Genomic DNA, 22,341 nt, shown 5'->3' on the forward strand with positions numbered 1-22,341 from the left:
GCGTGCTCACTCCGCGTCGGCGACGACCGAGCCCACGCGTTCGGCGAGGTGCGGGTCACGGCGGACGAGGAGCGTGGCGTAGCCGACGGCGGCGAGCAGGGCGGCCAGGGCCGCGTACGGGAACCAGCTGTACGGGGCCGGCTGGCCGGGTTTGGCGAGGTAGTAGAGGGGGACGAGGATGGCCAGGGCGCCGGTCGCCGGGAGGACGAGGTGGCGCAGGGGGCGGAACTCCTGCGGGCGGTAGCGGCGGTAGTACAGCGGCAGGGCGATGTTGGAGGCCAGGTAGACCAGCAGGATCAGGATGGCGCCCAGGCTGGAGGACTCGGTGAAGAAGACCACGGGGTCCATCGGGCCGCCGCCCAGGACGTGGCCGAGTCCCCAGCCGCCGATGATCAGCAGTGCGGTGACCGTGAAGGTGACGATCGCGTTGTCGGGCGTCCGACGCGTGGGGTGGACGTAGCCGAAGAAGGACGGCAGGAGCCCTTCCCGGCCCGCGTTGAAGATCAGCCGGGCCTGGGAGTTGATGCCCGCGATCAGTACGCCGAGGGTCGAGGTGAGGCCGCCGACGTAGGCGAGGGCGGCCAGTGCGCCGAGGGTGTCCTGGGCGACGTCGATGAACGGGATGGGCGAGCCGCCGAGCCGCCGCACGTCGTAGCCGAAGCCGGTCACGGTGGCGTAGGCGAACAGGATGTAGCTGACGGTCATGATGGCGATGGAGGAGAACACCGCGCGGCCCACGTTGCGGCGCGGGTTCTCCGTCTCCTCGGCGAGCGCGGCGGAGTTCTCCCAGCCGACGAAGAGGAACACGGCGATCGGGAAGCCCGCCGCGAGGCCGTCGAGGCCGTGGGTGATGTGGCCGGGCAGGAACGGGGCGGCGGACAGCGATCCGTGGTGTCCGGCGATCGCCGCGACCGAGACGACGACCAGGACCAGCATCTCCACGGCGAAGAAGTATCCGGCCCACTTGGTGGAGACCTCGATCCCGCGCAGCATGAGCAGCATCGCGAGCCCGGTCAGCAGCAGGGTCCAGATGATCCAGGGGATCTCGAGGCCGGTGTAGTGGTGCAGGGTGATCTGCACGAACCCGCCGGAGATCGCGATGACGGACGCCATCGCGACGATGTAGCCGAGGCCCGCCAGCAGGGCCGTGGTCACGGCGCTGACCGGCCCGAAGGTCCGGCCGACGAAGGTGATGAAGCTGCCGGCCGAGGGGTGGGCCCGGGAGAACTCGGCCAGGGTGTTGCCGAGCAGGGCCACGGCGACGCCGGCGGCGACGATGGTCAGCGGCGAGGCGACGCCCGCGGTCGTGGCCAGGAAGGCGAAGCCGAAGAAGAAGCTCATGGCCGGGCCGACGTTGGCCATGGTGGCGGCGGCGATGTCGGCCATGCCGAGGACTCCGCCGCGCAGTCGCTGGGGGGTGGCGCGGCCCGGTGGGCCCGATGCCGGCGGGGGGCCGACGGCGGATGCGGGATCGGGCATGGCGCCAGCTCCTTCGGGGACGGTGTGCGAGCGGTTGCGGTTGCGGTTGCGGTTGCGGGGCCGGGCGGGGACCGGCGGGGGTCAGACGGCGCCGGGCCCGGCGTGCCGGTGTGCCTTCACCGCGGCCACCGCCAGGGCCATGTCGCCGCGGACGAGTTCCTTGAGGAGATCGGCGTGGTGGCGGTTGCGCGCGCGGACCACCTCGGGTTCCGGGGCCGGCAGCAGCAGGCACTGCCGGCCGAGCAGGTCGGCGGCGAACTCCCGGATCCCGGGCCCGCCGAGCGTCCGCGCCAGTTCGAGGTGGAAGCGGGCCTCCAGTTCCGGCAGCCGGTCCGGTGCGTCGGCGCGGTCCATGTCGTCGACGAGCGTGCGCAGCCCGTCCAGGACGCCGTCCGGGATCTCGCCGGCCGCGTGGGAGACCAGGCCGCACTCCAGGAGCAGGTGGAAGGAGTCCAGCGCGGCCGCCTCCGCGGGATCGTGCAGCACGGCGAGGACCGCGTCCCACTCGCGCGCCACGAAGGTGCCCCCCGAGCGGCCCCTGCGGCGGTCCAGGAGGCCGTCCTGGCACATGCCCTCCAGGGCGCGGCGCACGGTGATCTCACCGATGCCGAGTTCCTCGGCCAGGACCCCGGCGTCCGGCAGCCGGTCCCCCGGCGCCTCGGACTTCAGGCGCACCCGCAGGGCGATCCGGGAGCGGACGAGCTCCGCTCCGGGCCGTACCGGGCCCGGCCCGCTGTAGGGGCCGAACTTGCCCCCTGTATTCACCACGACGCCACCCTAACGGCGCCCCTGCCGACACGGCCCGACGCTGAAGCGAAAAATAGAGCAGGGTGAACATTTAAACAAGACTGTTTTTTTGGATCGTACTGAACTAATTTTCGTGCCGCTCGTCCCCTCCGTCCCCTCCCCCCCTGGATGTCGAGATGACCACAACGCTCCCCGAAAGCCCGCCGACCGAGCCCGGCCTCAAGGCCGGGCTCAAGAGCCGGCACCTGTCGATGATCGCCATCGGCGGTGTGATCGGCGCCGGCCTGTTCGTCGGCTCGGGCTCCGGCATCGCCGCCGCAGGCCCGGGCATCCTCGTCTCGTACGCGCTGGTCGGTGTGCTCGTCGTCCTGGTGATGCGGATGCTGGGCGAGATGGCCGCGGCCAACCCCACCTCCGGCTCGTTCTCCGCCTACGCCGACCGCGCGCTGGGCCGCTGGGCCGGCTTCACGATCGGCTGGCTGTACTGGTTCTTCTGGGTCGTGGTGCTCGCCGTCGAGGCGACCGCCGGGGCCAAGATCCTCGCCGGGTGGATACCGGCCGTCCCGCAGTGGGGCTGGGCGCTGATCGTGATGCTGGTGCTGACCGCCAGCAACCTCGCCTCGGTCAGCTCGTACGGCGAGTTCGAGTTCTGGTTCGCCGGCATCAAGGTCGTCGCCATCGCCGCGTTCATCGTCGTCGGCGGTCTGGCCCTGTTCGGGCTGCTGCCCGGCTCCGACCACCCGGCCTCGGGCTTCTCGAACCTGACCGCGCACGGCGGCTTCCTGCCGCACGGACCCGGCGCGATCCTCACCGGCGTCCTGATGGTGGTCTTCTCGTTCATGGGCAGTGAGATCGTCACCCTCGCGGCCGGCGAGTCGGCGGACCCGCGCGGGGCCGTCACCAAGGCCACCAACAGCGTGATCTGGCGGATCGCCGTCTTCTACCTCGGCTCGATCCTGATCGTGGTGTCGCTGCTGCGCTGGGACGACCCGGCGATCCTCAAGGACGGCTCGTACGTCGCCGCGCTCAGCTCGATCGGCATCCCGCACGCCGCGCAGATCATGAACGCCATCGTGCTGACCTCGGTGCTGTCCTGTCTCAACTCCGGTCTGTACACGGCCTCCCGCATGGCCTTCTCGCTCGGCGGACGCAACGACGCCCCGGCGTCCTTCGCCCGCACCACGAACCGCGGGGTGCCGCGCAGCGCGATCCTGGCCTCGGTGGTCTTCGGCTTCGTGGCCGTCGCCTTCAACTACCTCTGGCCGGACACGGTCTTCCAGTTCCTGCTGAACTCCTCCGGTGCGATCGCCCTGTTCGTGTGGCTGGTCATCTGCTTCTCCCAGCTCCGCATGCGGAAGATCATCCAGGCCGAGTCGCCGGAGAAGCTCGTGGTGCGGATGTGGCTCTACCCGTACCTGACCTGGGCCACCATCGCCCTGATCACCTTCGTGCTGGGCTACATGCTCACCGACACCAGTGACGGCGGCGGCCGCGACCAGGTGATCCTGTCCACCCTGGTGGCCCTGGGCGTGGTCGTCCTCGCCGTGGTCCGCCAGCGGGTCACCGCCCGCAGGCAGTGAGGCGGACGGCTCACCGTCACGCGTCCCCGTAGGCCTCCCCGCCCAGTTCCAGGCTCGCCGTGCCCGCCGTGGCGTCGGCGAGCCAGGCGCGGAAGATGTCCACGTCGGCGTCGGGGAGGCCGATCTCGATGGTGACGGCCTCCCCGTAGCGCACGTCGCGGACCTCGCGGCCGGTGGCCCGCAGGTCGTTCTGGACCTTGCCGGCCCGCTGGTGGTCGACGGTCACGGTGGCCAGCCGGAAGCGGCGGCGGGTGACCGTGCCGAGAGTGTCCAGGGCCTCGCCGACCGCACCGCCGTAAGCCCGGATCAGTCCGCCCGCGCCGAGCTTGACGCCGCCGTAGTAGCGGGTGACGACGGCGACGACGTAGCGCATCTCGCGGCGCAGCAGCATCTGGAGCATGGGCACCCCGGCGGTGCCGCCCGGTTCGCCGTCGTCACTGGCCTTCTGGACGGAGGCGTCGGCGCCGACGACGTACGCCCAGCAGTTGTGGGTGGCGTCGGCGTGCTCCTTGCGGATCGCCGCGACGAAGTCCTGGGCCTCCCGCTCGGTGGCCGCCGGGGCGAGGGCGCACAGGAAGCGGGAACGGTTGACCTCGGTCTCGTGCGTGCCCGCGCGGGCGACGGTGCGGTACTCGTCCTGCATCCGCCCACCCTATGCGGCCGTCCCGAGGCCGTCCGGCACGGTCACCCCGGGCCCTCCGGCACGGTCGGTCCGGCTACCCCTCGCGGCCCCGGGCCACCGTCACCTCGGTCAGCAGGGCGGTGCGCGGCCCCAGTGCCGTCCACTCCGTGCCGTGCCAGGCGAGGACCGCGATCGCCGCGGTCGGGAACTTCACGCGGACCTGCTCCAGGGTGTCGTCCAGGCCGTCCCCGGCGAGTTCCAGGACCAGCTCCTCCAGCCCCGGGTTGTGCCCCACCAGCAGGAGCGTCTCCACCTCCGCCGGGACCCCGCGCACGACCTCCATCAGCTCGGGGACGCCGGCCGCGTACACCCTGCTGTCGTAGCGGACCGGCGGCGGGGTGCCCCACTGGCCGGCGGCCAGCTCCCAGGTCTGCCGGGTGCGCACCGCGGTGGAGCAGACGGCGAGGTCGGGCAGGCAGCCGGACGCGGCGAGGGCCCGGCCGGCCGCGGGGGCGTCACGGCGGCCGCGCGCGGCCAGCGGACGCAGTTCGTCGGGGACGCCCTCGGGCCAGGCCGACTTGGCGTGCCGCAGGACGACCAGCCGACGCGGCGGCCCCGCGCCGGCCCCGCCGCTCACGCCGGCCCGCCGAGGTCGCGGGTGAGGTCGAGGGCGAGCAGCCGGTCGGCGTAGGCGCAGGTCTCGAAGCGGGCGCCGTCCGGGATCTCGGGCTGGTCCTCCATCCAGCGCAGCACACCGAGGACACCGGGCACGTCGAGGTCGTCCTCCCAGGCGTCCCGCAGCCGCCCCCGCACCTTCTCGGGCACCGGCCGCGAGGGGCTGCGCGCCCATCCGGCCACCGACTGGCGCAGCCGCCCGAGCCGCCGCCCGGCCGCGTCGAGGGCCCCGGCCGCGAGACGGACGGCCGTGCCGCGCGGGGCGTCGAGGAGGGCGAGCCGGAGCGCGGCCGGGTCCGCGAGCCCGTTCAGGACCTGCGCGTCCGGTCCGCCGGCGGGGGCCACGGCGACGGTCACCCCGGTGCCGGGCACGGCCGCGTCCCGCGCCGTCACGTGCACGACCTGGGCCTCGCCGAGTCCGGCGGCGAGATCACGGCCGTCCTCGAAGGGACGGATGCCGAGGGCGGTGGCGGCGGCGTGCAGTTCGGCCTGGTGGCGGTCGGCGGTGAGCAGCGGCAGGACCGGGGTGCCGCCGAGCTCCAGGGCGCGCAGCAGGAGGTCGGTGGTGAGCAGGACCCGCAGCCCCGTCAGGTCGTGACCGGAGACATGGGCCTCGACCCGGGTCAGGGCACGGCGGGCGGGGACGGCGGGGACGGTCTCCCCGGTCTTGGCGTCGAGAATGCGCAGCACGGGCTGAGCGTAGGCGTGCGGAGGGCCGCACGCAGGCACCTTGCGCCGATTCCGGTCCCCGTGGCGGGACATACGGGACATGCGACACCTCGGGCCCCTCCGGACCGGGGAATCAGGCCCCGACGGCGGCGGTTGGCCACGGCAGATGTTCCCCCAGCCGAGGAGGCCGATGGTGTACGGCGACGCAGAGACGGTCCGCAGGATCCTGACCGGGACGGGTGACACCTGGGCGGTGGTCGGCCTGTCGTCCAACCGGGAACGGGCGGCGTACGGGGTGGCGCAGGTGCTGCAACGGTTCGGCAAGCGGATCGTGCCGGTCCATCCGAAGGCGGAGACGGTGCACGGCGAGCAGGGCTACGCGTCGCTCGCGGACATCCCCTTCGACGTCGACGTGGTGGACGTCTTCGTCAACAGCGAGCAGGCCGGCCAGGTCGCGGACGAGGCGGTGGCGAAGGGCGCGAAGGCGGTCTGGTTCCAGCTCGGGGTGGTCGACGAGGCGGCGTACGAGCGGACGCGGGCCGCGGGCCTGGAGATGGTCATGGACCGCTGCCCGGCCATCGAAATACCGCGCCTGGGCCAGGATCCACGCGGGATTTGAGCTCGATCTGAGCTTCCTGTCTTACCTTCTTCTCACATTTAGGAACTGAATACGGACATTCTGTGACCCTCGCTCACCTGCGCAAAAGCTTTGGCCAAGACAGGCAAGATCGAGGGTCAAATCTTTGGCAAGGCTCTTCTGCCCTTCCGGAACTCACCCTTAAGTTGTGCCCTCTTGCTCGTTAAATCTGCGTTGAGAAAATGAGAGGCCACTTGACATGGTGAGTGTCGAGAAACCCGCCGTGGAGGACGCTCGTCCTTCCGGCGGTCTGAGGCGGGACGTCGGCCTGATCGGCCTGATGTGGGCCTCGGTGGGCTCGATCATCGGGTCCGGCTGGCTCTACGGCGCTCAGAAGGCCGTCGTGGAGGCAGGCCCCGCGGCGATCATCTCGTGGGTGATCGGCGCGATCGCGATCGTGCTGCTGGCTCTGGTGCACGCGGAGCTCGGCGGCATGTTCCCGGTGGCGGGCGGTACGGCCCGTTACCCGCACTACGCCTTCGGCGGCCTGGCCGGCATGTCCTTCGGCTGGTTCTCCTGGCTACAGGCGGCGACCGTGGCGCCGATCGAGGTCGAGGCCATGATCGGTTACGCCGGTCACTGGAAGTGGGCCCAGCACCTCCAGCACACCAACGGGACCCTGACCCACAGCGGTCTGGCGGTGGCGGTCGTGCTGATGGCCCTGTTCGTGGGGGTCAACTTCTTCGGCGTACGGGTGCTCGCGCACACCAACAGCGCCGCGACCTGGTGGAAGATCGCCGTACCGCTGGCCGCGATCTTCATCATCGCGATCGGCAACTTCCACCCGTCCAACTTCCACTCCGAGGGCTTCGCCCCGTTCGGCGCCAAGGGCGTCCTGGCCGCGATCAGCACCAGCGGCATCATCTTCGCGCTGCTCGGCTTCGAGCAGGCCATCCAGCTGGCCGGCGAGAGCCGCAACCCGAAGAAGGACCTGCCGCGCGCCACGCTCGGCTCGGTCGCGATCGGCGCCGTCATCTACGTCCTGCTCCAGGTCGTGTTCATCGCCGCGCTGCCGCACAGCAGCTTCGCGCACGGCTGGTCCCACCTGTTCTACACGGGCATCAGCGGACCATGGGCCGGACTCGCCAGCCTGGTGGGCCTCGGCTGGCTCGCCTGGATCCTGTATCTCGACGCGATCATCTCCCCCGGCGGCACCGGCCTGATCTACACCACCGCCACCTCGCGCGTCTCCTACGGCCTGGCGAAGAACGGCTACGCGCCGAAGGTCTTCGCCAGGACCGACACCCGGGGCGTGCCGTGGTTCGGTCTGATCATGTCCTTCGTCACGGGCGTGATCTGCTTCCTGCCGTTCCCGAGCTGGCAGCAGCTGGTCGGCTTCATCACCTCCGCGAGCGTGCTGATGTACGCCGGTGCGCCGCTGGCGTACGGCGTCTTCACCGACCGGCTGCCGCATCTCGAGCGCCCGTACCGGCTGCCCTTCGGCAAGGTGATCTCCCCGCTGTCGTTCGTGGTCGCCAACCTGATCATCTACTGGTCCGGCTGGGACATCCTGTGGCGGCTCGGACTCGCGATCGTGCTGGGCTACCTGCTGCTCGGCGGGTACGCCTACTACGCCGTCAGCAAGAACCTGCCGGACGCGCCCCGGCTCGACTTCAGGGCCGCGCAGTGGCTCCCCGTCTACCTGCTCGGCATGGGCCTGATCTCCTGGCAGGGCAGCTTCGGCGGCCAGGGACACATCGCCCTGTGGTGGGACATCCTCGTCATCGCCGCGTTCTCCGTCGTCATCTACTACTGGGCCAAGGCGACCGCCTCCACCGCCCAGGACATCGAGCGCAGCATCGACGAGGTCGTGGTGACCGACGCCCCGGCGCACTGACCCGTCCGCACCCCCTGCGTCCCGTCAGCCACGGTGGCACTGCCGTGGCTGACGGGACACCGTCATAATGTGGGGGTGAATCCCAACTCCCCGTCAGAAGAACGCCGTACGGTCGTCGTCGTGGGCGCCGGGCCCGCCGGACTGACCGTCGGGAACATCCTGCGGGCCGCCGCCGTCGACTGTGTGGTGCTGGAGACCGAGAGCAGGCAGTTCATCGAGACGCGGCCCAGGGCCGGCGTCGTCGAGGAACGGGTGGTGCACGGCCTCCGCGAGCGCGGCCTGGCCGACGCCCTGTCGGCCCGCGCCCAGGTGCACGGCGCGTGCGAGTTCCGCTTCGCCGACGAGCGCTTCCGCTTCGACTACGCCGAGCTGACGGGCCTTCACCACTACGTCTATCCGCAGCCGTTGCTCGTCACCGACCTGGTACGGGAGTACGCGGACGTGCGCGGCGGGGACATCAGGTTCGAGGTGCGGGACGTCGAACTGCACGACCTGGAGACGGACCTGCCGGCCGTGTCGTACACCGACCCCGGGACCGGTCGACGGCACGTCCTGCGCTGCGAGTTCGTGGCGGGCTGCGACGGCGCCCGCGGGGTGAGCCGGGACGCGATACCGGACGGCCGGGTGCGGACGGCGCGGCAGGACCACGGCGTCGGGTGGCTGGCGCTGCTCGCCGAGGCGCCGCCGTCCTCGGACTGCGTGGTGTTCGGCGTCCATCCGAACGGTTTCGCCGGGCACATGGCCCGCAGCCCCGAGGTCACCCGCTACTACCTCCAGTGCCCGCCGGGCGACGACCCGGAGAACTGGTCCCACGACCGGATCTGGGACGAGCTGCGCGAGCGGCTCGGCGCGGCCGGCGCACCGCCGCTCCACGAGGGGCCGCTGATCGAAAAGCGTGTGCTCGACATGCACAACTACGTGGTCGAACCCCTGAGGTTCGGCCGGCTCTTCCTGGCGGGCGACGCCGGGCACCTGACCGCGCCGATCGCCGCCAAGGGCATGAACCTCGCCCTGCACGACGCCTTCCTGCTGGGCGACGGCCTCGTCGCGCACGTCACCAAGGGCGACGACACCGGACTGGACGGCTACTCCCACGCCTGTCTGCGCCGGGTCTGGGACTACCAGGAGTTCTCCGCGTTCCTGGCCGGGATCTACCACGGCACCGCCTCCGGAGACCCCTTCACGGCCGGCACCAGCCTGGCCCGGTTGCGGCGGCTGTTCACCTCCCGCGCGGCGGCGACGGCCTTCGCCGAGCAGTACCTCGGCTCGGCCGCGGCCTACTGACCTCCCCTCAGACGGCCGCGGCCCTGGTCGTCGCCGCCGATCGTCGCCGCCGGCCTGCGGGACCACCCCGGCACCACGGTCACCGAGATCGCCGGACGCACGGGGCCGGCCCGGAGTCAGGTCTCCAACTGCGTGGCCCGGTTGCGCGGCGCGGGGGCGGCCGTGGCCGAACCCGACCCGCGCGACGGCCGCCGTACGCTGCTGAGTCCGGCAGCCGAGCCGTCCGACCGCATGCGGGCGGTACGGGAGACACCGCTGGGCCCGGCGCTCGCGGCGGCCACCAGCGATCCCGACGAGGCCCTCGCCCGGCTGGAAAGGCTCAGCTCCCTGCTTCGCCAGGCGGCTCCGCGGCGGTCTCGGTGAGACGGTGGTCCGCCACCTTCAGCGCCTCCTCGACCAGCCGCCGCAGGTGACCGTGGCGCAGCGAGTACACCACCCGGCGCCCCTCCTTGCGCGTGCCCACCAGACCGGCCAGCCGCAGCCGGGCCAGGTGCTGGCTGACGGCGGGCCGGGCCGCTCCGCACACCTCCGTCAGCGTGGAGACGTCGGCCTCGCCCGTCGTCAGGGCGTGCAGCAGGGTGAGCCGGGTGCGGTCGCCGAGCAGCGCCAGGAGTTCGGCGGCGAGCGCGAACTGTTCCTCGCCGGGGCTGCGCGGATGCGCATGATGCGCAAGTGACAGGTGCATGCGTGCGCTCATACGCACATAATGGCTGTCGTGGGCACCGCCTGTCCACGCACCGCGCACCGGAGAGGGGGAGCCGTATGAGCGCCCGGCACCACCACGACCACGCACACGACCACGCAGACCCGGACGACCAGCACCAGCACCAGCACCCGCACCCGCACCCGCACCCGCACCCGCACCCGCACCCGCAGGACCACGGCCACGGCCACGGCACCGCCCACACCCACCAGCACGACCCCGCCCAGATCGCCACCCATGACCCCACCCATGGCCATGACCACACCCATGGCCACCCGCACGGCCACGGCCCGGGGCATGGGCACTCCCACCGCTCCCCCGTCGGGCTGCGGCAGCGGCTCGGGCGTCTTCTGACGCCGCACTCGCACAAGACCGCCGACAAGCTCGACCCCGCGCTGGAGTCCTCGGCGCGGGGCATGCGGGCGCTCTGGGTGTCGCTGGCCGTGCTCGGCGTGACGGCGCTCGCGCAGGCGGTCGTCGTGGCCGTGTCCGGCTCGGTGGCCCTGCTCGGGGACACGGTGCACAACGCGGCCGACGCGTTGACCGCCGTACCGCTGGGCATCGCCTTCGTGCTCGGGCGGCGCACGGCCAACCGTCGCTTCACCTACGGCTACGGACGGGCGGAGGACCTCGCCGGCATCGCGATCGTGCTGACGATCACCGCGTCGGCCGCCTTCGCCGCGTGGACGGCGGTCGAACGGCTGCTGGATCCCCGCCCCGTCGCCCAGCTGCCGGCGGTCGCGGTGGCCGCGCTGGCCGGGTTCGCCGGGAACGAGTGGGTGGCCCGGTACCGGATTCGGGTGGGCCGGGACATCGGCTCGGCCGCGCTGGTCGCCGACGGGCTGCACGCGCGCACCGACGGGTTCACCTCCCTGGCCGTGCTGCTGGGCGCCGCCGGTTCCGCGCTGGGCTGGCAGCTCGCGGACCCGCTGGTCGGGCTGGCGATCACCGCCGCGATCGTGCTGGTGCTGCGGGACGCGGCCCGCGAGGTGTTCCGGCGGGTGATGGACGCCGTGGACCCGGAGCTGGTGGACCGGGCCGAGCGGGCGCTGCGCGAGGTGCCGGGGGTGCGGTCGGTGGGTGAGCTGCGGCTGCGCTGGATCGGGCACCGGCTGCGCGCCGAGGTCGCGGTGGTGGTCGACGGCGAGGCGACCGTACGGCAGGCGCACGCGGTCGCCGTCGCGGCCGAGCACGCGCTGCTGCACGCCGTACCGAGGCTGACGGCGGCCCTGGTGCACGCGGATCCGGCGCCCGCGCCGGGCGAGACGGACCCGCACCTGGCGCTGGCGCACCACCACGCGGTGCCTCAGGTCTGATCCGGCCGCGCCGGCACGCACAGCCACGCGAGGGCCGCGGCGGTCAGGTAGGCGAGCGCGCCGACGGCCATGCTGACGCGCAGCCCGGTACCGTAGTCGGCGGCGGAGGCGAGCAGGCTGCCGCCGAGCGCCACGCCGGTGGCGCTGCCGATCTGGCGGGTCGTGTTGAACAGGGCGGAGGCGGCGCCCGAGTACTCCGCGGGCGCGGCACCCATCACGGTGGCGGTGGAACCGGTGAGGGCGAAGGAGGTGCCGAAGCCCGCGGCCATCATCGGGGCGACCAGCAGCGGGTAGGCGGGGTCGGTTCCGGCCGCGGCCCACCCGGTCAGCCCCAGGCCGGCCAGGAGCATCCCGGAGACCACCAGCGGCCGGTCCCCGGTGCGGCGGGCCAGCCGGCCGGACAGGACGGAGGCGAACATGGTCATCGCCACCGCCGGGAACAGCGCCAGCCCGGTGCCGAGGGCGCTGAAGCCGCGCTGCCGCTGGAACTCCAGGCTGGCCGTGAACACCATGCCGTAGAAGCCGAAGTTGAACAGCAGGCCGACCGCGGCTCCCCCGCTCATCGCCCGGGAGCGCAGCAGGCTCGGTGGGAGGACCGGCGAGCGGGCCAGCCGCTCGCGCACCGCGAACGCCACGGCGGCCAGCGCGGCCAGGCCCACCCCGGCGAGCACCGCCGGATCCGACCAGCCCCGCCGCCCGGCCTCGTTGAGCGCCGCGGTCAGCAGCGCCACCGCCGCCACCACCGCGCACTGCGCGGGCCAGTCCAGCGCCCGGCTGGGATGGCGGGGCGAGCGGCTCACGTGCCGCAGGGTGAGCAGCAGGCAGGCCACGCCGACGGGCAGGTTGACGAGGAACACCCAGCGCCAGCCCAGTGTGGAGACGAGCAGCCCGCCCAGCAGCGGGCCGGCGGCGGCCGCGACGCCCGCCATCGAACCCCACAGTCCGAACGCCCGCGAACGGGCGGCCGACGCCGGGTAGGACTGCTGGAGCAGGGCCAGTGAGCCAGGCACGATCAGCGCCGCGCCGAGCCCTTCCACCAGCCGGGCCGCGACCAGGAACGGGGTGTCGACGGCGAGCGCGCAGGCGGCCGAGGACAGCGTGAACACCGCCACGCCCCAGCAGAAGACCCGCCGGTTGCCCAGCCGGTCGCCCAGCGCGCCGCCGGTCAGCAGGAACCCGGCGAAGACCAGCGTGTACCCGTCGGTGATCCACTGGATGCCGGTGAGCGAGGCCGTCAGTTCCCGGCCGATCACCGGGACGGCGACGTTGAGGGCCGTGACGTCCAGGATCACCATGAAGTACCCGGCGCACACCGCCAGCAGGGGCGCCCAGGACCGTCGCCCGCCCACCGGGGCCGACTCCGCGAACGCCATGGCCCCCACTCCGTCCCCTCCGCCGAGCCCCGTCACCGAAGGTCACCATAAGGGACATCTGATCAGATATGGGTCATCCGGTGGCGGGGCGTGGCTGACGGCGGCCGGACATCCGGCCTAGGCGCCGAGCCCGTCCAGGACCACCGCGTTCGGCAGTTGTGCGAACGCCTTGCCCGGGACCAGGAGTTTGCCGCGGCGGCGGCCGCTGCCGACCAGCACCCAGGGCAGGTCGACGACGGCCGGGTCCACCAACAGGGCCCAGTCACGCGGGAGTCCGATCGGGGTGATGCCGCCGTACTCCATGCCGGTCTCGCCGGTCGCGGTGTCCATCGAGGCGAACGACGCCTTGCGGGAGCCCAGTTGACGCCGGACGACCCCGTTGACGTCGACCCTGGTCGTGGACAGGACCAGACAGGCCGCCAGGGTGGTCTCGCCGCCGCGCCTGCCCGCCACCACCACGCAGTTGGCGGACCGGTCCAGCAGTTCGCGTCCGTAGCGCTCGACGAAGACGGCGGTGTCCGCCCACTGCGGGTCGGTCTCGACGTAGAGGATCTGGTCGGCGGGGACGGCACCGGACCAGGCACGTACGGCGTTAGCCACCGGGGCGGTCAGTTCGTCGAGGCAGTCCGGGGCGGGGGTGGCCGTGTCGAAGTCTCCGATGGGTGCGCGCATGTCCGCACGCTAACAGCAGGCCGGCGGCGGGCTCAGGGCACGGGCGGCACGGAGACCGTCATGACCATCCGCGTCGGGACGTCCCCGGTGTTGCCGTACACATGGGCCTTGTTCGCCTCGAAGGAGGCGCTGGCGCCGGTCGGCACCCGGTAGTCGACCCCGTCGACGGTGAGGGTCAGCTCACCTTCGGTGACATGGACGATCTCCACGGTGCCGGTCGGGTGGGGTTCGGACGGGCTGCTCTCGCCCGGCATCAGGTACCAGTCCCACATCTCCAGCGGGCCGGGCGCCTCGGTGCCGGCGAGCAGGCGGTTGAAGCTGCCGGCCTCGGTGTGCCACAGCCGTACCGCCTTCTCGGCCGGGATGATCCGGACCTTCGGGCCCTGCTCGTAGTCGAGCAGGGTGGTGATGCTGACGCCGAGCGCGTCACCGATCTTGACGACGGTGCCGATGCTCGGATTGGTGCGGGCCTGCTCGATCTGGATCAGCATGCCGCGGCTGACCCCGGCCCGGGCCGCGAGCACGTCCAGGGTGAAGCCGCGCACCGCACGCCAGTGCTTGACGTTGCGGGCCAGGGACTGGGTCAGCAGGTCGAGATCCGACACGTTCCGTCCAACGTCGAGAGCATCACGGTCCAATATCCTGAATGACAGAATCCGGCCGAATGCACTACCGCGAGGTGTACCCGACCGTTCACCGAACTGTACTGCGGGGCGGTACCGATCCGGGCATCGGTCCCACGCCCCGGCGGCTCAGCCCTCGGGCTCCAGTTCGGCCAGCCGGGCCACGTCCTCCGCGTCCAGTTCCGCCAGGGCGCGAAGCTGCTCCGGGGTCGTGCCCGCCGGGATCGGCACCGGCGCGGGGGTGCGCAGCGGGGGCTGCCAGCCGGCCTCGGCGGTCCAGCGTCGTACGACCCGGGCCGGCGCGCCCGCCACCACGGCGTGGTCGGGCACCGTGCCCCGGACCACCGCGCCGGCGGCCACCACCACGTTCCGGCCGATCCGGGCGCCCGGCAGGACGACCGCGCCGGTGCCGATCCAGCAGCCCGGGCCGATCTCCACGGGCTCCATGCGGGGCCACTGCTTGCCGATGGGCTCGTGCGGATCGTCGTAGGAGTGGTTGGTGGAGGTGACGTACACGTACGGGCCGAAGTAGCAGTCGCTGCCGATGGTGACCGTGGTGTCGGCGATCACGTGACTGCCGCGGCCCAGGACCACGCCGTCGCCGATGCGCAGGATCGGGTCGGGGCCCAGGTCGAGGTCGGGCATCAGGCCCGCCGTGAGGGTGACCTGTTCGCCGACGATGCAGTGCGAGCCGAGGTGGATCCACGGTTCACCGAAGACCGTGCCGAGCGGGAAGGCCAGGCGGGTGGCTTCGCCGAGGGCGCCGAAACGGAACCGGCCGGGGTGGTCGGCGGTGACGGATCCCGTGCGCTGCGCCCAGGCCCAGACGGCGTGCACTGCGCGTTGGGCGAGGCGGCGGCGCCAGGACGAGAACGTGTTCTTGGGCTTCGGCACGGGGTCACGGTACTCAGCGTGGCGCGCCCTTATGAGGGCGGGCCGCTGTGATCTTCGCCCCAGGCGGTGGCGTAGGTTTCGGGGACATCGGAGACGACGGGAGACCGTGATGACGCACAGGGCACTGATCGTGGGGATCGGCGGGCGCGAGCCGGAGATCGAGGACGAGGTGTTCGTGGCGCCGACGGCCTCGGTGATCGGCGACGTGACGCTGCGGGCCGGGGCCAGTGTCTGGTACGGGGCGGTGATCCGCGGGGACGTCGAGAAGATCACGGTGGGCGCTCAGGCGAACGTCCAGGACAACGCCACGCTGCACGCGGATCCCGGGTTCCCGGTGAGCGTCGGGGAGCGGGTGTCGATCGGGCACAACGCCGTGGTGCACGGGGCGACCGTGGAGGACGACTGCCTCATCGGGATGGGGGCGACCGTGCTCAACGGGGCGGTGATCGGGGCGGGGTCGCTGGTGGCCGCGCAGGCGTTGGTGCCGCAGGGGATGGTGGTGCCGGCGGGGTCGCTGGTGGCGGGGGTGCCGGCCAAGGTGCGGCGCGAGCTGACCGAGGAGGAAAGGCAGGGGGTCACCCTCAACGGGACCCTGTACGCCGAGCTTGGTCAGGCGCATCGCGGGGTGCATGAGTAGGGCGCATCGCGGGGTGCATGAGTAGGGCGCATCGCGGGGTGCATGAGTAGGGCGTATGGCGGGTGCGGCGCGGTGGGGGCTGGTCGCGCAGTTCCTCGCGCCCCTCAGGTGGGACTACTCACCGGCGCCTACAGGTTCGGCTTCCTTTTCGGGGGCCTGGATCTTCTTCGCCTTGCGACGGACGATCAGCATCGAGGCCAGGCCGAAGAGCACCGCCGCCGCCAGGCCCACGTACGAGAAGCGCTTCAGCCAGTCCTCCGCGACGATGCCGACGTAGTAGACGACCGCCGTCGTGCCGCCCGCCCAGCAGATGCCGCCGAGCAGGTTGGCGATCAGGAACTTCCAGTACGGCATGTGGAGGACGCCCGCCAGGGGGCCCGCGAAGATGCGCAGCAGGGCGATGAAGCGGCCGAAGAAGACCGCCCACATGCCCCACTTCTCGAAGGAGCGTTCGGCGGTGGCGACATGGCCCTCACTGAAGTGTCTGGGGAACTTGTTCCCCAGCCAGGCCAGCAGGGGCCGGCCGCCCTTGCGTCCGATCGCGTAGCCGATCGAGTCGCCGATCACCGCGCCCGCGGTGGCGCACACGCCGAGCACGACCGGGTTGACGCCCGAGTGCTGGGAGGACAGCAGCGCGGCGGAGACCAGGACGATCTCGCCCGGCAGCGGGATGCCCAGGCTCTCCAGACCGATCACCAGCGCCACCATGGCGTAGACGGCGATCGCCGGTACCGAGTCGAGCCATTCCTGGACGTGCACCGCCGGTTCCTCCCCTGTCGCATGCTCGTTCCCCAGGAAGGCTACCGGGTCGGCGGGGCACCGCGGCGCCCGCGGCACCGGCCCGCCCTCCGGCCTTCGGTTTTCGGACATCCGGGTGTCATTCAGGGCGGGAAGGCTCCCCCGCGGTCCCACCAGCCCGTGGCTCCCCACCCCGGGCCCGCTGTGGAAGGACAACGTCCCCGTGTCCTCACTGTCGTCCCTGCCCTCGTCCCTGCCCTCCTCCCTGCCGTCGTCCGGCTCCGACGCACCCCCCGTGCGTCCGCTGCCGACGCCCTCGGCGGCGGGCCGGCCGCTCCGGCTCGCCGTGTGCCTGTCCTCTCTGCTCGTCGCCGCGGTCTGGGGCCTGGCCAACCAGTCGCTGCTGTACGAGGGCGTCACCCGGCTCACCCACGCCGAACCCGGCTGGCTGCTGGCCGGTGCCGGTTTCACCTGCCTGACCTGGGTGCTGGCCGCCTGCATGCGGCAGGGCGCGGTGCCCGACCGGCTGCCGCCCGGTCTGCTGCTGGCCTCGCAGTTCGCCGCCGGGGCCGCCAACCACGCGCTGCCCGCCGGGCTCGGCGCGCACGCCGTCACGGTGCGCTTCCTGCGTACCCGGGGTGTCCCGCTGGAGCGGGCCACGGCCTCGATCGCGCTGTACTCGGTGGCCAAGTCCGGCGCGAAGACCGTCGTGCTGGTGGTCTTCGTGCTGTCCTCGTCGGCGTGGCGGCGGCTGGGCGAGCTGGTCCCGGACGGCACGGTGCTGGTCCCGGTGGCCGTCGTCGTGACCCTGGCGGGCGTGGCGACGGCCGTCGTACGACCGCTGCGGCGGCCGGTGACCGGGCTGGTGCGGTGTGCCCTGACCGATGCCCGCGCGGTGCACACCCGACCGTGCCGGGTGCTGGCCCTGTGGGGCGGGGCGACCGCGATACCACTGGTGCAGGCGAGTGTCCTCGCCTGCACCGGGGAGGCGCTGGGGCTCGGGCTGTCGTGGGCTGACGTCTTCCTCGCGTACCTCGCCGCGGGCACGGCCGGCGGAGCCGTACCGGTGCCCGGCGGGGTCGCGGTGGACGCGGCGCTGGTGTTCGCCCTGGCCGCGTTCGGCTCCCCGTTGGCGGTGGCGACCGCGACCGTGATCGGCTACCGCGTGCTGACCGACTGGCTGCCGCTGCTGCCGGGTGCCCTGGTGCTGTCGGCGATGATCCGCGCGAAGGCGCTGTGAGACGCCCTGTCGAAGGCGCTGTGAGACGCGCTGTCGAAGGCGCGGTGAGCGGTCGCCCGGCCGTCAGTCGCGGCGGGCGACGACACGGTAGGCGTTGGACAGGCGGAGGCGGTGCGAGAGGGGCCGTACGGCGAAGCGGTCCAGGAGGGTGCCGGCGATCAGGGCCGGGATGCCCGCGATGAGCAGGGCGGCACGGAGCGTCCTGCGGAGGGCGCCGGGCGGTTCGGGCAGCCAGGGGGCGTCGTCGTGCGGGGCGGTGTGGTCGAGGGCGAGCCAGACGGCGGCCAGCAGGTCGACCGGGTCGTGGGCCTCGGCGTGCTCTTCGGCGACCACCGTGAAGCCCAGTTCGGTGAGGCGTTCGCGGAGGTTGGCGACCGGGACGAAGTGCAGGTGCTGCGGCTGGAGCCAGGGCAGCCACCAGCGGCCGAGCAGGCGGGCGTAGCGGCTCTCCGGGTCGGGGACCTCGATGAGGAGGTGGCCGCCGGGGCGTACCGTCTCGTGGGCGGCGCGCAGTTCGCGGTCGGGGTCGGTGCTGTGTTCCAGGTAGTGGAACATGCTGACCACGTCGTAGCGGGCGGCGAGTTCGGGGGCCAGGTCGGGGAAGGCACCGCGGTAGGCGTGCTCGACGCGGCCCTCGCGGGCGGCGAGGTGGACGCCGTCGGTGAAGTCGAGGCCGTCGAAGGCGGTGCCGGGCAGCACCTCGCGGGCGGCCTCGCAGAAGTGGCCGTGGCCGGTGCCGACGTCGAGCCAGTTCTTGGGCGTCGGATCGTGCGGGATCATGGACTCGGCGCGGCCCCGGTACATCTTGGTCCGGCCGCCGAAGGTGCCGCTCATCTTCTGTTCGCCGAGGCCGTCGTAGAAGTCGCGGTAGTAGAACTCCAGCCCGCTCTCGCTCAGTCGGGGGTTCTGGAAGGTGTGCGCGCAGTCCTGGCAGCGGTCGAGGACGAAGGCACCCGGCTTGTGCTGGAGCAGGTCGGTGGTGCGCAGCCGGGTGGCCAGCCGGTCCGAACCGCACCAGGGGCAGGTGGTGCGCGGCGGTTCGAAGAACCGGTCGGTGCCCTCGGCCAGGTCCCGCCGGTAGGCGGGGCGCAGCGCCTCGATCTCGTTCGGCTTGCTCATCGGCTCTCCTCGGTTGCCAGTGTCTCCAGGTGGGTCGCCGCGGCCGGCGCCCCGCCCGCGGCCCGGAACGCGGTGCGGATCCTGGCCGCCGCCGCGCGGTGGGCGGGTTCGTGCAGGACGGTGTCGAGGGCCGCGCCCAGCTTCGGGGCGGTGACCCGGCCGAACCGCACGCGGATGCCCGCGCCCGCGTCGACGACCTGTCCGGCGATCACGGGCTGGTCGTCGCGGATGGGGGCGACGACCAGCGGGACGCCGTGCCACAGCGCCTCGCAGACGGTGTTGTGCCCGGCGTGGCAGACGACCGCGTCGACCCGTTCCAGGAGCGGGAGCTGGGGCAGGACGGGCAGGATCAGGACGTCCTTGTCGTCGGCGGCCGCGGGCAGGGTGCCGCCGGGGTCGGCGACCAGTGCCTGGACCCGGTCGGCCCGTTCGCGCAGGGCGCTGAGGCACTCGGCGAGGAACCGCCCGCCCACGTCCGCGTTGGCGGTGCCGAGGGAGACCAGGACCCGGTCCCGGCTGGGGTCCAGCCACTGCCAGGGGAAGCCGTCGGCGGCCGGTCGCGCGGAGATCGACGGGCCGACGTGGCGGACCGCCGGCCGGCCGGTGGGGCCCGCGAGCTCGGGGGTGGTGAAGGCCAGCGTCAGGTGGGGCGAGAAGCGCGGGTCGGCGGTTCCGGCCGGGTCCCCGATGCGCTCGCGCAGTTCGGCGAGGCGGTCCCGGAGCCAGGCGGCGACCTTGGGAATGCCGTCGTAGGCACCGCCGAACTCGGCGGAGGTGGTCGCGGAGGTCGCCCAGGGCAGCCCGAGCCGCTCGGCGGCCAGGGCACCGGCGAAGGCCTGCTGGTCGGCGACGACCACGTCCGGGCGGAAGTCCGCGGCGGCCGCCCGGACCCCGGGGGCCATCGCGTCCGCCAGCGGCACCAGGAACCACTCCCACAGGAAGCGCAGCGCCTCCGCACCCCGCAGGTCGGGGGGCCGCTCCCCCTCGGTGACGCCCGCGCACGGGTACACGGTGGCGTCCGGTCCCGCCAGCCGCCGCACCAGCCCGGTGTCCGGGCAGACCCAGGCCACCCGGTGACCGCGGGCGCCGAGTTCGGCCGCGACGCCGACGGCCGGGTTGATGTGTCCGACCAGCGGCGGTACGACGAACAGGAAGCCGCTCACCGGGCCCCGGCCGTCCGCTCCGCGCCGACCGAGTGGATCAGCTCCAGGATGTGCCCGCCGACCTGTCCGGCCGCCTCGACCAGCACGGAGTGCTCGTGCCCCGGCAGCACCACCGCCCGGTAGTCCGCCAGCAGCGACTCCTTCAGCGGGACCACGTCCACCAGGTCCGAGTCTCCCCCGTACACCCCGAGGACGGGGCAGCGTACGGCGCTGATCTGGTCCTCGGTGAGGACCCGGCTGGCCGGGATGTCCCGGCCGAGGCTGGTCTCGCGGGCGAGCCGGGCCGCGCCCTTGGCCAGCCGGGCGGTGTTGTGACCGCGGTTGGCGGTGATCCAGGCGATCGCGTCCGGTTCGTTGTGGGCGAGTTCGGTGACGACCCGGTGCAGGATGCCGCCGAGTTTCTCCGCCCAGGCGGGGGTGGCGGGTTCGGACTCGATGAGGGTGAGGCTGGCGGCGCGTTCCGGGTGGCGGGCCGCCCAGCCGAAGGCGATGGTGCCGCCGTAGGAGTTGCCGACCAGGTGCACAGGACCGGTGACCGACAGCCGGTCGAGCAGGGCCTCCAGGTCGTCGATGTTGTCGTCCAGGGTGTAGCCGCCGGACGGGCGTTCGCTGCGGCCGTGGCCGCGCAGGTCGTACATGACCACGTCCAGGCCGGAGGCGGCGAAGGCGGGGGCCACCGTGAAGTAGTAGCTGGCCAGGCTGTCGGTGAGCAGCCCGTGGACGAGGACCACGGTGGCGAGCGGGGTACGGCCCTGCGCCGGGCCCATTCGCTGTACGTGCAGCCGGACGTCTCCGGTCTCGACCATCGCCATGTTCAGCCCGCCTCCGTGGCCTTCAGACTCCACACCACGTACTCCACGAGCCGGCCGACGGTCAGCCCGATGATCTCGTCGAACTCCATCCCGGCCAGGAACTCGGCGAAGTTGACCCGCTTGCCGTACCGCTCCTCCAGGAGCCCGGCGAGGGTGACCAGGTCGATGGACTCCAGTTCCAGGTCGCGGTTGAAGGTGGTGTCCATGCCGATCTCGGCGTCGTCGTCGCCGTACTCCTCAAGGAGGGTCCGGAGCATCCGCGTGAGGTCGGCGAGCACCGCCTCCTCGTCGGCGCGGACTTCGGGCTCGGTGGGGTTCATCGCGGGTCCTCCTGTGGGTCTGCGGCTGCCGGTCCGGTCGTCCAGGCCACGACGTACTCGCGGTCCGGCAGTGCGGGGGGATTGCGGACCGGCGCGCAGTGCACCGGGTAGGCGCGTTCCAGCCGGCCCGAGACCAGCAGCCGGCTGCCGTCCGGGGCCGCCTCCAGCACCGTGAAGTCCCGTGGCCGGCCGCCGAATCCGGTGCCCTCCGCCTTGGCGACGGCCTCCTTGGCGGCCCAGAACCGGGTGAACCACAGTGCCGGGGAGTCGCTTGCGGAGAGCGAGCTCAGCAGCCGGAGTTCGGCCGGGCCGAGGGCGGCCTCCAGGGCGGCCGGATCGCGTTCGGTGACCTCTTCCAGGTCGATGCCCGGGCCGGGCTCCGGCCGGTGCGGGCGTACGATCGCCACCGCCGCCTCGGCCCGGTGGGCCAGCGAGACGTCCAGCGCGGGCAGGGTGCGGCCGTGCCTGCCGGTCACGTACGGCCGCCCCGACTCGTCGTTGTCGACCCGGAGTTCACCGGGGAAGACCGGTCCCTCACCGTGCTGCCACAGCCAGTGCCGTACCGCGTCCTTGGCGGCGATCCGGCCGAGCAGCCACTGCCGGCGGCCGCGTGGCGCGTGCTCCGCGTACCGCGAACGCTCCTCCCCCGCCAGTGAGTTGCGCATGATCAGCTCGCGGGAGGCCAGGTCCGGCCAGCGTTCGTGGACCAGGGCCCAGCCGCCCGGCCGGGCCTCGGAGAGCGTGTGGCGCTCGGGGAAGCGCTCGACGGGGCGGGTCTGCGGGTCGTTGTCGAAACGCCGGTCCTGCCAGCCGTCGATCCGCGCCCACACCCGCGTGCCGACGGTGAGTTCCACGTCCGCCTCGAGGACGGTGTCGGTGAGCGAGGTGATCCGTACCAGGCAGCCGACCCGGGTGCCGGGGGCGGGCTCGGGTCCGTGGAAACGCATCCGCCGCATCTGGACCGGGAAGACGACGGTCCGTTCGGTGCGGGTGGCCATGATCCAGTAGCCGAGGATCTGGCCGACGTTGTCGAGCAGGGCGCCCGGGGCGGCGGGTGCGGTGATCACCCCGCGGACGTGCCGGTCGCCGATCGCGGTGAGTTCGGTGACGCCCTGGAACGCCGGGCCGTGGAACATCCAGCGTTCGGCGTAGAGCTGGGCGGCGGTGTGGTCGGGCGTGCGTTCGGGGGCCGGGGGGCGGG

General features: G+C 72.7%; 23 protein-coding genes. 7 read left to right on the forward strand and 16 right to left on the reverse strand.

From position 1 onward, the window contains the following. Positions 1-6: 6 nt before the first annotated feature. Positions 7-1,479, reverse strand: a complete 1,473-nt coding sequence (locus tag AAW13_RS06990; protein WP_046734541.1) for an APC family permease — start codon at positions 1,477-1,479, stop codon at positions 7-9. A gap of 81 nt (positions 1,480-1,560) precedes the next feature. Next, the gene (locus tag AAW13_RS06995) at positions 1,561-2,247 is read right to left on the reverse strand and encodes a FadR/GntR family transcriptional regulator (RefSeq protein ID WP_046734540.1); all 687 of its coding nucleotides are present in this window, start codon (positions 2,245-2,247) and stop codon (positions 1,561-1,563) included. Between the two features lie 155 nt (positions 2,248-2,402). Here AAW13_RS06995 and AAW13_RS07000 point away from each other — a divergent pair, with 155 nt between their 5' ends. Beyond that, complete coding sequence (locus AAW13_RS07000; protein ID WP_046734539.1) at positions 2,403-3,806, forward strand: amino acid permease; 1,404 nt, start codon at positions 2,403-2,405, stop codon at positions 3,804-3,806. Positions 3,807-3,822: 16 nt separating this feature from the next. Here the strand turns inward: AAW13_RS07000 and AAW13_RS07005 are convergent, their stop codons facing one another. The 3 genes from AAW13_RS07005 to AAW13_RS07015 all read right to left on the reverse strand — a co-directional run bounded on the left by AAW13_RS07005 (position 3,823) and on the right by AAW13_RS07015 (position 5,793). Continuing rightward, positions 3,823-4,449 (reverse strand): YigZ family protein, encoded by a 627-nt coding sequence (locus AAW13_RS07005; protein ID WP_046734538.1) that lies wholly within the window; start codon positions 4,447-4,449, stop codon positions 3,823-3,825. Positions 4,450-4,522: 73 nt separating this feature from the next. Then, the gene (locus AAW13_RS07010) at positions 4,523-5,065 is read right to left on the reverse strand and encodes a SixA phosphatase family protein (protein WP_046734537.1); all 543 of its coding nucleotides are present in this window, start codon (positions 5,063-5,065) and stop codon (positions 4,523-4,525) included. Further along, positions 5,062-5,793 carry a hypothetical protein gene (locus AAW13_RS07015; protein ID WP_046734557.1) on the reverse strand — a complete coding sequence of 244 codons (732 nt, stop codon included), beginning with the start codon at positions 5,791-5,793 and terminating at the stop codon, positions 5,062-5,064. The genes AAW13_RS07010 and AAW13_RS07015 overlap by 4 nt, the downstream gene beginning before the upstream one ends. A gap of 172 nt (positions 5,794-5,965) precedes the next feature. Here AAW13_RS07015 and AAW13_RS07020 point away from each other — a divergent pair, with 172 nt between their 5' ends. The 3 genes from AAW13_RS07020 (at position 5,966) to AAW13_RS07030 (ending at position 9,530) form a co-directional block, all read left to right on the forward strand. Further along, positions 5,966-6,391, forward strand: coding sequence for a CoA-binding protein (locus AAW13_RS07020; RefSeq protein ID WP_046734556.1), 426 nt, complete (start codon positions 5,966-5,968; stop codon positions 6,389-6,391). 217 nt (positions 6,392-6,608) lie between these two features. Then, positions 6,609-8,246 (forward strand): APC family permease, encoded by a 1,638-nt coding sequence (locus tag AAW13_RS07025; RefSeq protein WP_046734536.1) that lies wholly within the window; start codon positions 6,609-6,611, stop codon positions 8,244-8,246. Positions 8,247-8,321: 75 nt separating this feature from the next. Further along, the gene (locus tag AAW13_RS07030) at positions 8,322-9,530 is read left to right on the forward strand and encodes a 4-hydroxybenzoate 3-monooxygenase (protein ID WP_420855439.1); all 1,209 of its coding nucleotides are present in this window, start codon (positions 8,322-8,324) and stop codon (positions 9,528-9,530) included. 319 nt (positions 9,531-9,849) lie between these two features. Here the strand turns inward: AAW13_RS07030 and AAW13_RS07040 are convergent, their stop codons facing one another. Then, the gene (locus tag AAW13_RS07040; protein ID WP_046734534.1) at positions 9,850-10,227 is read right to left on the reverse strand and encodes an ArsR/SmtB family transcription factor; all 378 of its coding nucleotides are present in this window, start codon (positions 10,225-10,227) and stop codon (positions 9,850-9,852) included. 65 nt (positions 10,228-10,292) lie between these two features. Between AAW13_RS07040 and AAW13_RS07045 the strand changes: the two genes are divergently transcribed. Beyond that, on the forward strand, positions 10,293-11,549 hold the full coding sequence (locus AAW13_RS07045) for a cation diffusion facilitator family transporter (protein WP_240528550.1): 1,257 nt from the start codon (positions 10,293-10,295) through the stop codon (positions 11,547-11,549). Here the strand turns inward: AAW13_RS07045 and AAW13_RS07050 are convergent. The 4 genes from AAW13_RS07050 to AAW13_RS07065 all read right to left on the reverse strand — a co-directional run bounded on the left by AAW13_RS07050 (position 11,540) and on the right by AAW13_RS07065 (position 15,111). Beyond that, on the reverse strand, positions 11,540-12,922 hold the full coding sequence (locus AAW13_RS07050; RefSeq protein WP_046734533.1) for an MFS transporter: 1,383 nt from the start codon (positions 12,920-12,922) through the stop codon (positions 11,540-11,542). The two genes, AAW13_RS07045 and AAW13_RS07050, sit on opposite strands and share 10 nt — an antisense overlap. Before the next feature lie 117 nt (positions 12,923-13,039). Next, a complete protein-coding gene (locus AAW13_RS07055) occupies positions 13,040-13,594 on the reverse strand; it encodes a YbaK/EbsC family protein (RefSeq protein WP_046734532.1) in 555 nt (184 codons plus the stop codon). Positions 13,595-13,626: 32 nt separating this feature from the next. Then, on the reverse strand, positions 13,627-14,199 hold the full coding sequence (locus AAW13_RS07060) for a helix-turn-helix domain-containing protein (RefSeq protein WP_046734531.1): 573 nt from the start codon (positions 14,197-14,199) through the stop codon (positions 13,627-13,629). Between the two features lie 147 nt (positions 14,200-14,346). Then, the gene (locus AAW13_RS07065) at positions 14,347-15,111 is read right to left on the reverse strand and encodes an acyltransferase (RefSeq protein WP_046734530.1); all 765 of its coding nucleotides are present in this window, start codon (positions 15,109-15,111) and stop codon (positions 14,347-14,349) included. Positions 15,112-15,220: 109 nt separating this feature from the next. Between AAW13_RS07065 and AAW13_RS07070 the strand changes: the two genes are divergently transcribed. Continuing rightward, positions 15,221-15,748, forward strand: a complete 528-nt coding sequence (locus tag AAW13_RS07070) for a gamma carbonic anhydrase family protein (protein ID WP_046734529.1) — start codon at positions 15,221-15,223, stop codon at positions 15,746-15,748. Between the two features lie 114 nt (positions 15,749-15,862). On the opposite strand, the gene AAW13_RS07075 is transcribed toward AAW13_RS07070, so the two are convergent. Further along, positions 15,863-16,507 (reverse strand): DedA family protein, encoded by a 645-nt coding sequence (locus AAW13_RS07075; RefSeq protein ID WP_046734528.1) that lies wholly within the window; start codon positions 16,505-16,507, stop codon positions 15,863-15,865. Between the two features lie 211 nt (positions 16,508-16,718). Here AAW13_RS07075 and AAW13_RS07080 point away from each other — a divergent pair, with 211 nt between their 5' ends. Continuing rightward, entirely contained in the window at positions 16,719-17,726 is a 1,008-nt protein-coding gene (locus AAW13_RS07080) for a lysylphosphatidylglycerol synthase transmembrane domain-containing protein (protein ID WP_046734554.1), read from the forward strand. Positions 17,727-17,789: 63 nt separating this feature from the next. Here AAW13_RS07080 and AAW13_RS07085 read toward each other — a convergent pair whose 3' ends face one another. The 5 genes from AAW13_RS07085 to AAW13_RS07105 form a co-directional block, all read right to left on the reverse strand. Further along, positions 17,790-18,845, reverse strand: coding sequence for a class I SAM-dependent methyltransferase (locus tag AAW13_RS07085; RefSeq protein ID WP_046734527.1), 1,056 nt, complete (start codon positions 18,843-18,845; stop codon positions 17,790-17,792). Continuing rightward, on the reverse strand, positions 18,842-20,008 hold the full coding sequence (locus AAW13_RS07090) for a glycosyltransferase (protein ID WP_046734526.1): 1,167 nt from the start codon (positions 20,006-20,008) through the stop codon (positions 18,842-18,844). The genes AAW13_RS07085 and AAW13_RS07090 overlap by 4 nt, the downstream gene beginning before the upstream one ends. Continuing rightward, positions 20,005-20,820: an alpha/beta fold hydrolase gene (locus tag AAW13_RS07095; RefSeq protein ID WP_046734525.1), complete on the reverse strand. Its 816-nt coding sequence runs from the start codon at positions 20,818-20,820 to the stop codon at positions 20,005-20,007. Before AAW13_RS07095 ends, AAW13_RS07090 begins: the two co-directional genes overlap by 4 nt. 2 nt (positions 20,821-20,822) lie before the next feature. Further along, positions 20,823-21,140: an acyl carrier protein gene (locus AAW13_RS07100; RefSeq protein ID WP_046734524.1), complete on the reverse strand. Its 318-nt coding sequence runs from the start codon at positions 21,138-21,140 to the stop codon at positions 20,823-20,825. Continuing rightward, positions 21,137-22,341 (reverse strand): 4'-phosphopantetheinyl transferase superfamily protein (locus AAW13_RS07105; RefSeq protein WP_143144983.1); only part of this gene is annotated, 1,205 nt, incomplete at its 5' end. The genes AAW13_RS07100 and AAW13_RS07105, both read right to left, overlap by 4 nt.

This window comes from Streptomyces humi (genome assembly GCF_001005085.2).
Taxonomy (GTDB): Bacteria; Actinomycetota; Actinomycetes; order Streptomycetales; family Streptomycetaceae; genus Streptomyces; species Streptomyces humi.

Coding starts and splice junctions, on each gene's coding strand:
- AAW13_RS07040 (WP_046734534.1), bottom strand. CDS start 10,227: ATGAGCGCACGCATGCACCTGTCACTTGCGCATCATGCGCATCCGCGC.
- AAW13_RS07070 (WP_046734529.1), top strand. CDS start 15,221: ATGACGCACAGGGCACTGATCGTGGGGATCGGCGGGCGCGAGCCGGAG.
- AAW13_RS07000 (WP_046734539.1), top strand. CDS start 2,403: ATGACCACAACGCTCCCCGAAAGCCCGCCGACCGAGCCCGGCCTCAAG.
- AAW13_RS07085 (WP_046734527.1), bottom strand. CDS start 18,845: ATGAGCAAGCCGAACGAGATCGAGGCGCTGCGCCCCGCCTACCGGCGG.
- AAW13_RS07025 (WP_046734536.1), top strand. CDS start 6,609: ATGGTGAGTGTCGAGAAACCCGCCGTGGAGGACGCTCGTCCTTCCGGC.
- AAW13_RS07100 (WP_046734524.1), bottom strand. CDS start 21,140: ATGAACCCCACCGAGCCCGAAGTCCGCGCCGACGAGGAGGCGGTGCTC.
- AAW13_RS06990 (WP_046734541.1), bottom strand. CDS start 1,479: ATGCCCGATCCCGCATCCGCCGTCGGCCCCCCGCCGGCATCGGGCCCA.
- AAW13_RS07005 (WP_046734538.1), bottom strand. CDS start 4,449: ATGCAGGACGAGTACCGCACCGTCGCCCGCGCGGGCACGCACGAGACC.
- AAW13_RS07095 (WP_046734525.1), bottom strand. CDS start 20,820: ATGGCGATGGTCGAGACCGGAGACGTCCGGCTGCACGTACAGCGAATG.
- AAW13_RS07045 (WP_240528550.1), top strand. CDS start 10,293: ATGAGCGCCCGGCACCACCACGACCACGCACACGACCACGCAGACCCG.
- AAW13_RS07055 (WP_046734532.1), bottom strand. CDS start 13,594: ATGCGCGCACCCATCGGAGACTTCGACACGGCCACCCCCGCCCCGGAC.
- AAW13_RS07050 (WP_046734533.1), bottom strand. CDS start 12,922: ATGGCGTTCGCGGAGTCGGCCCCGGTGGGCGGGCGACGGTCCTGGGCG.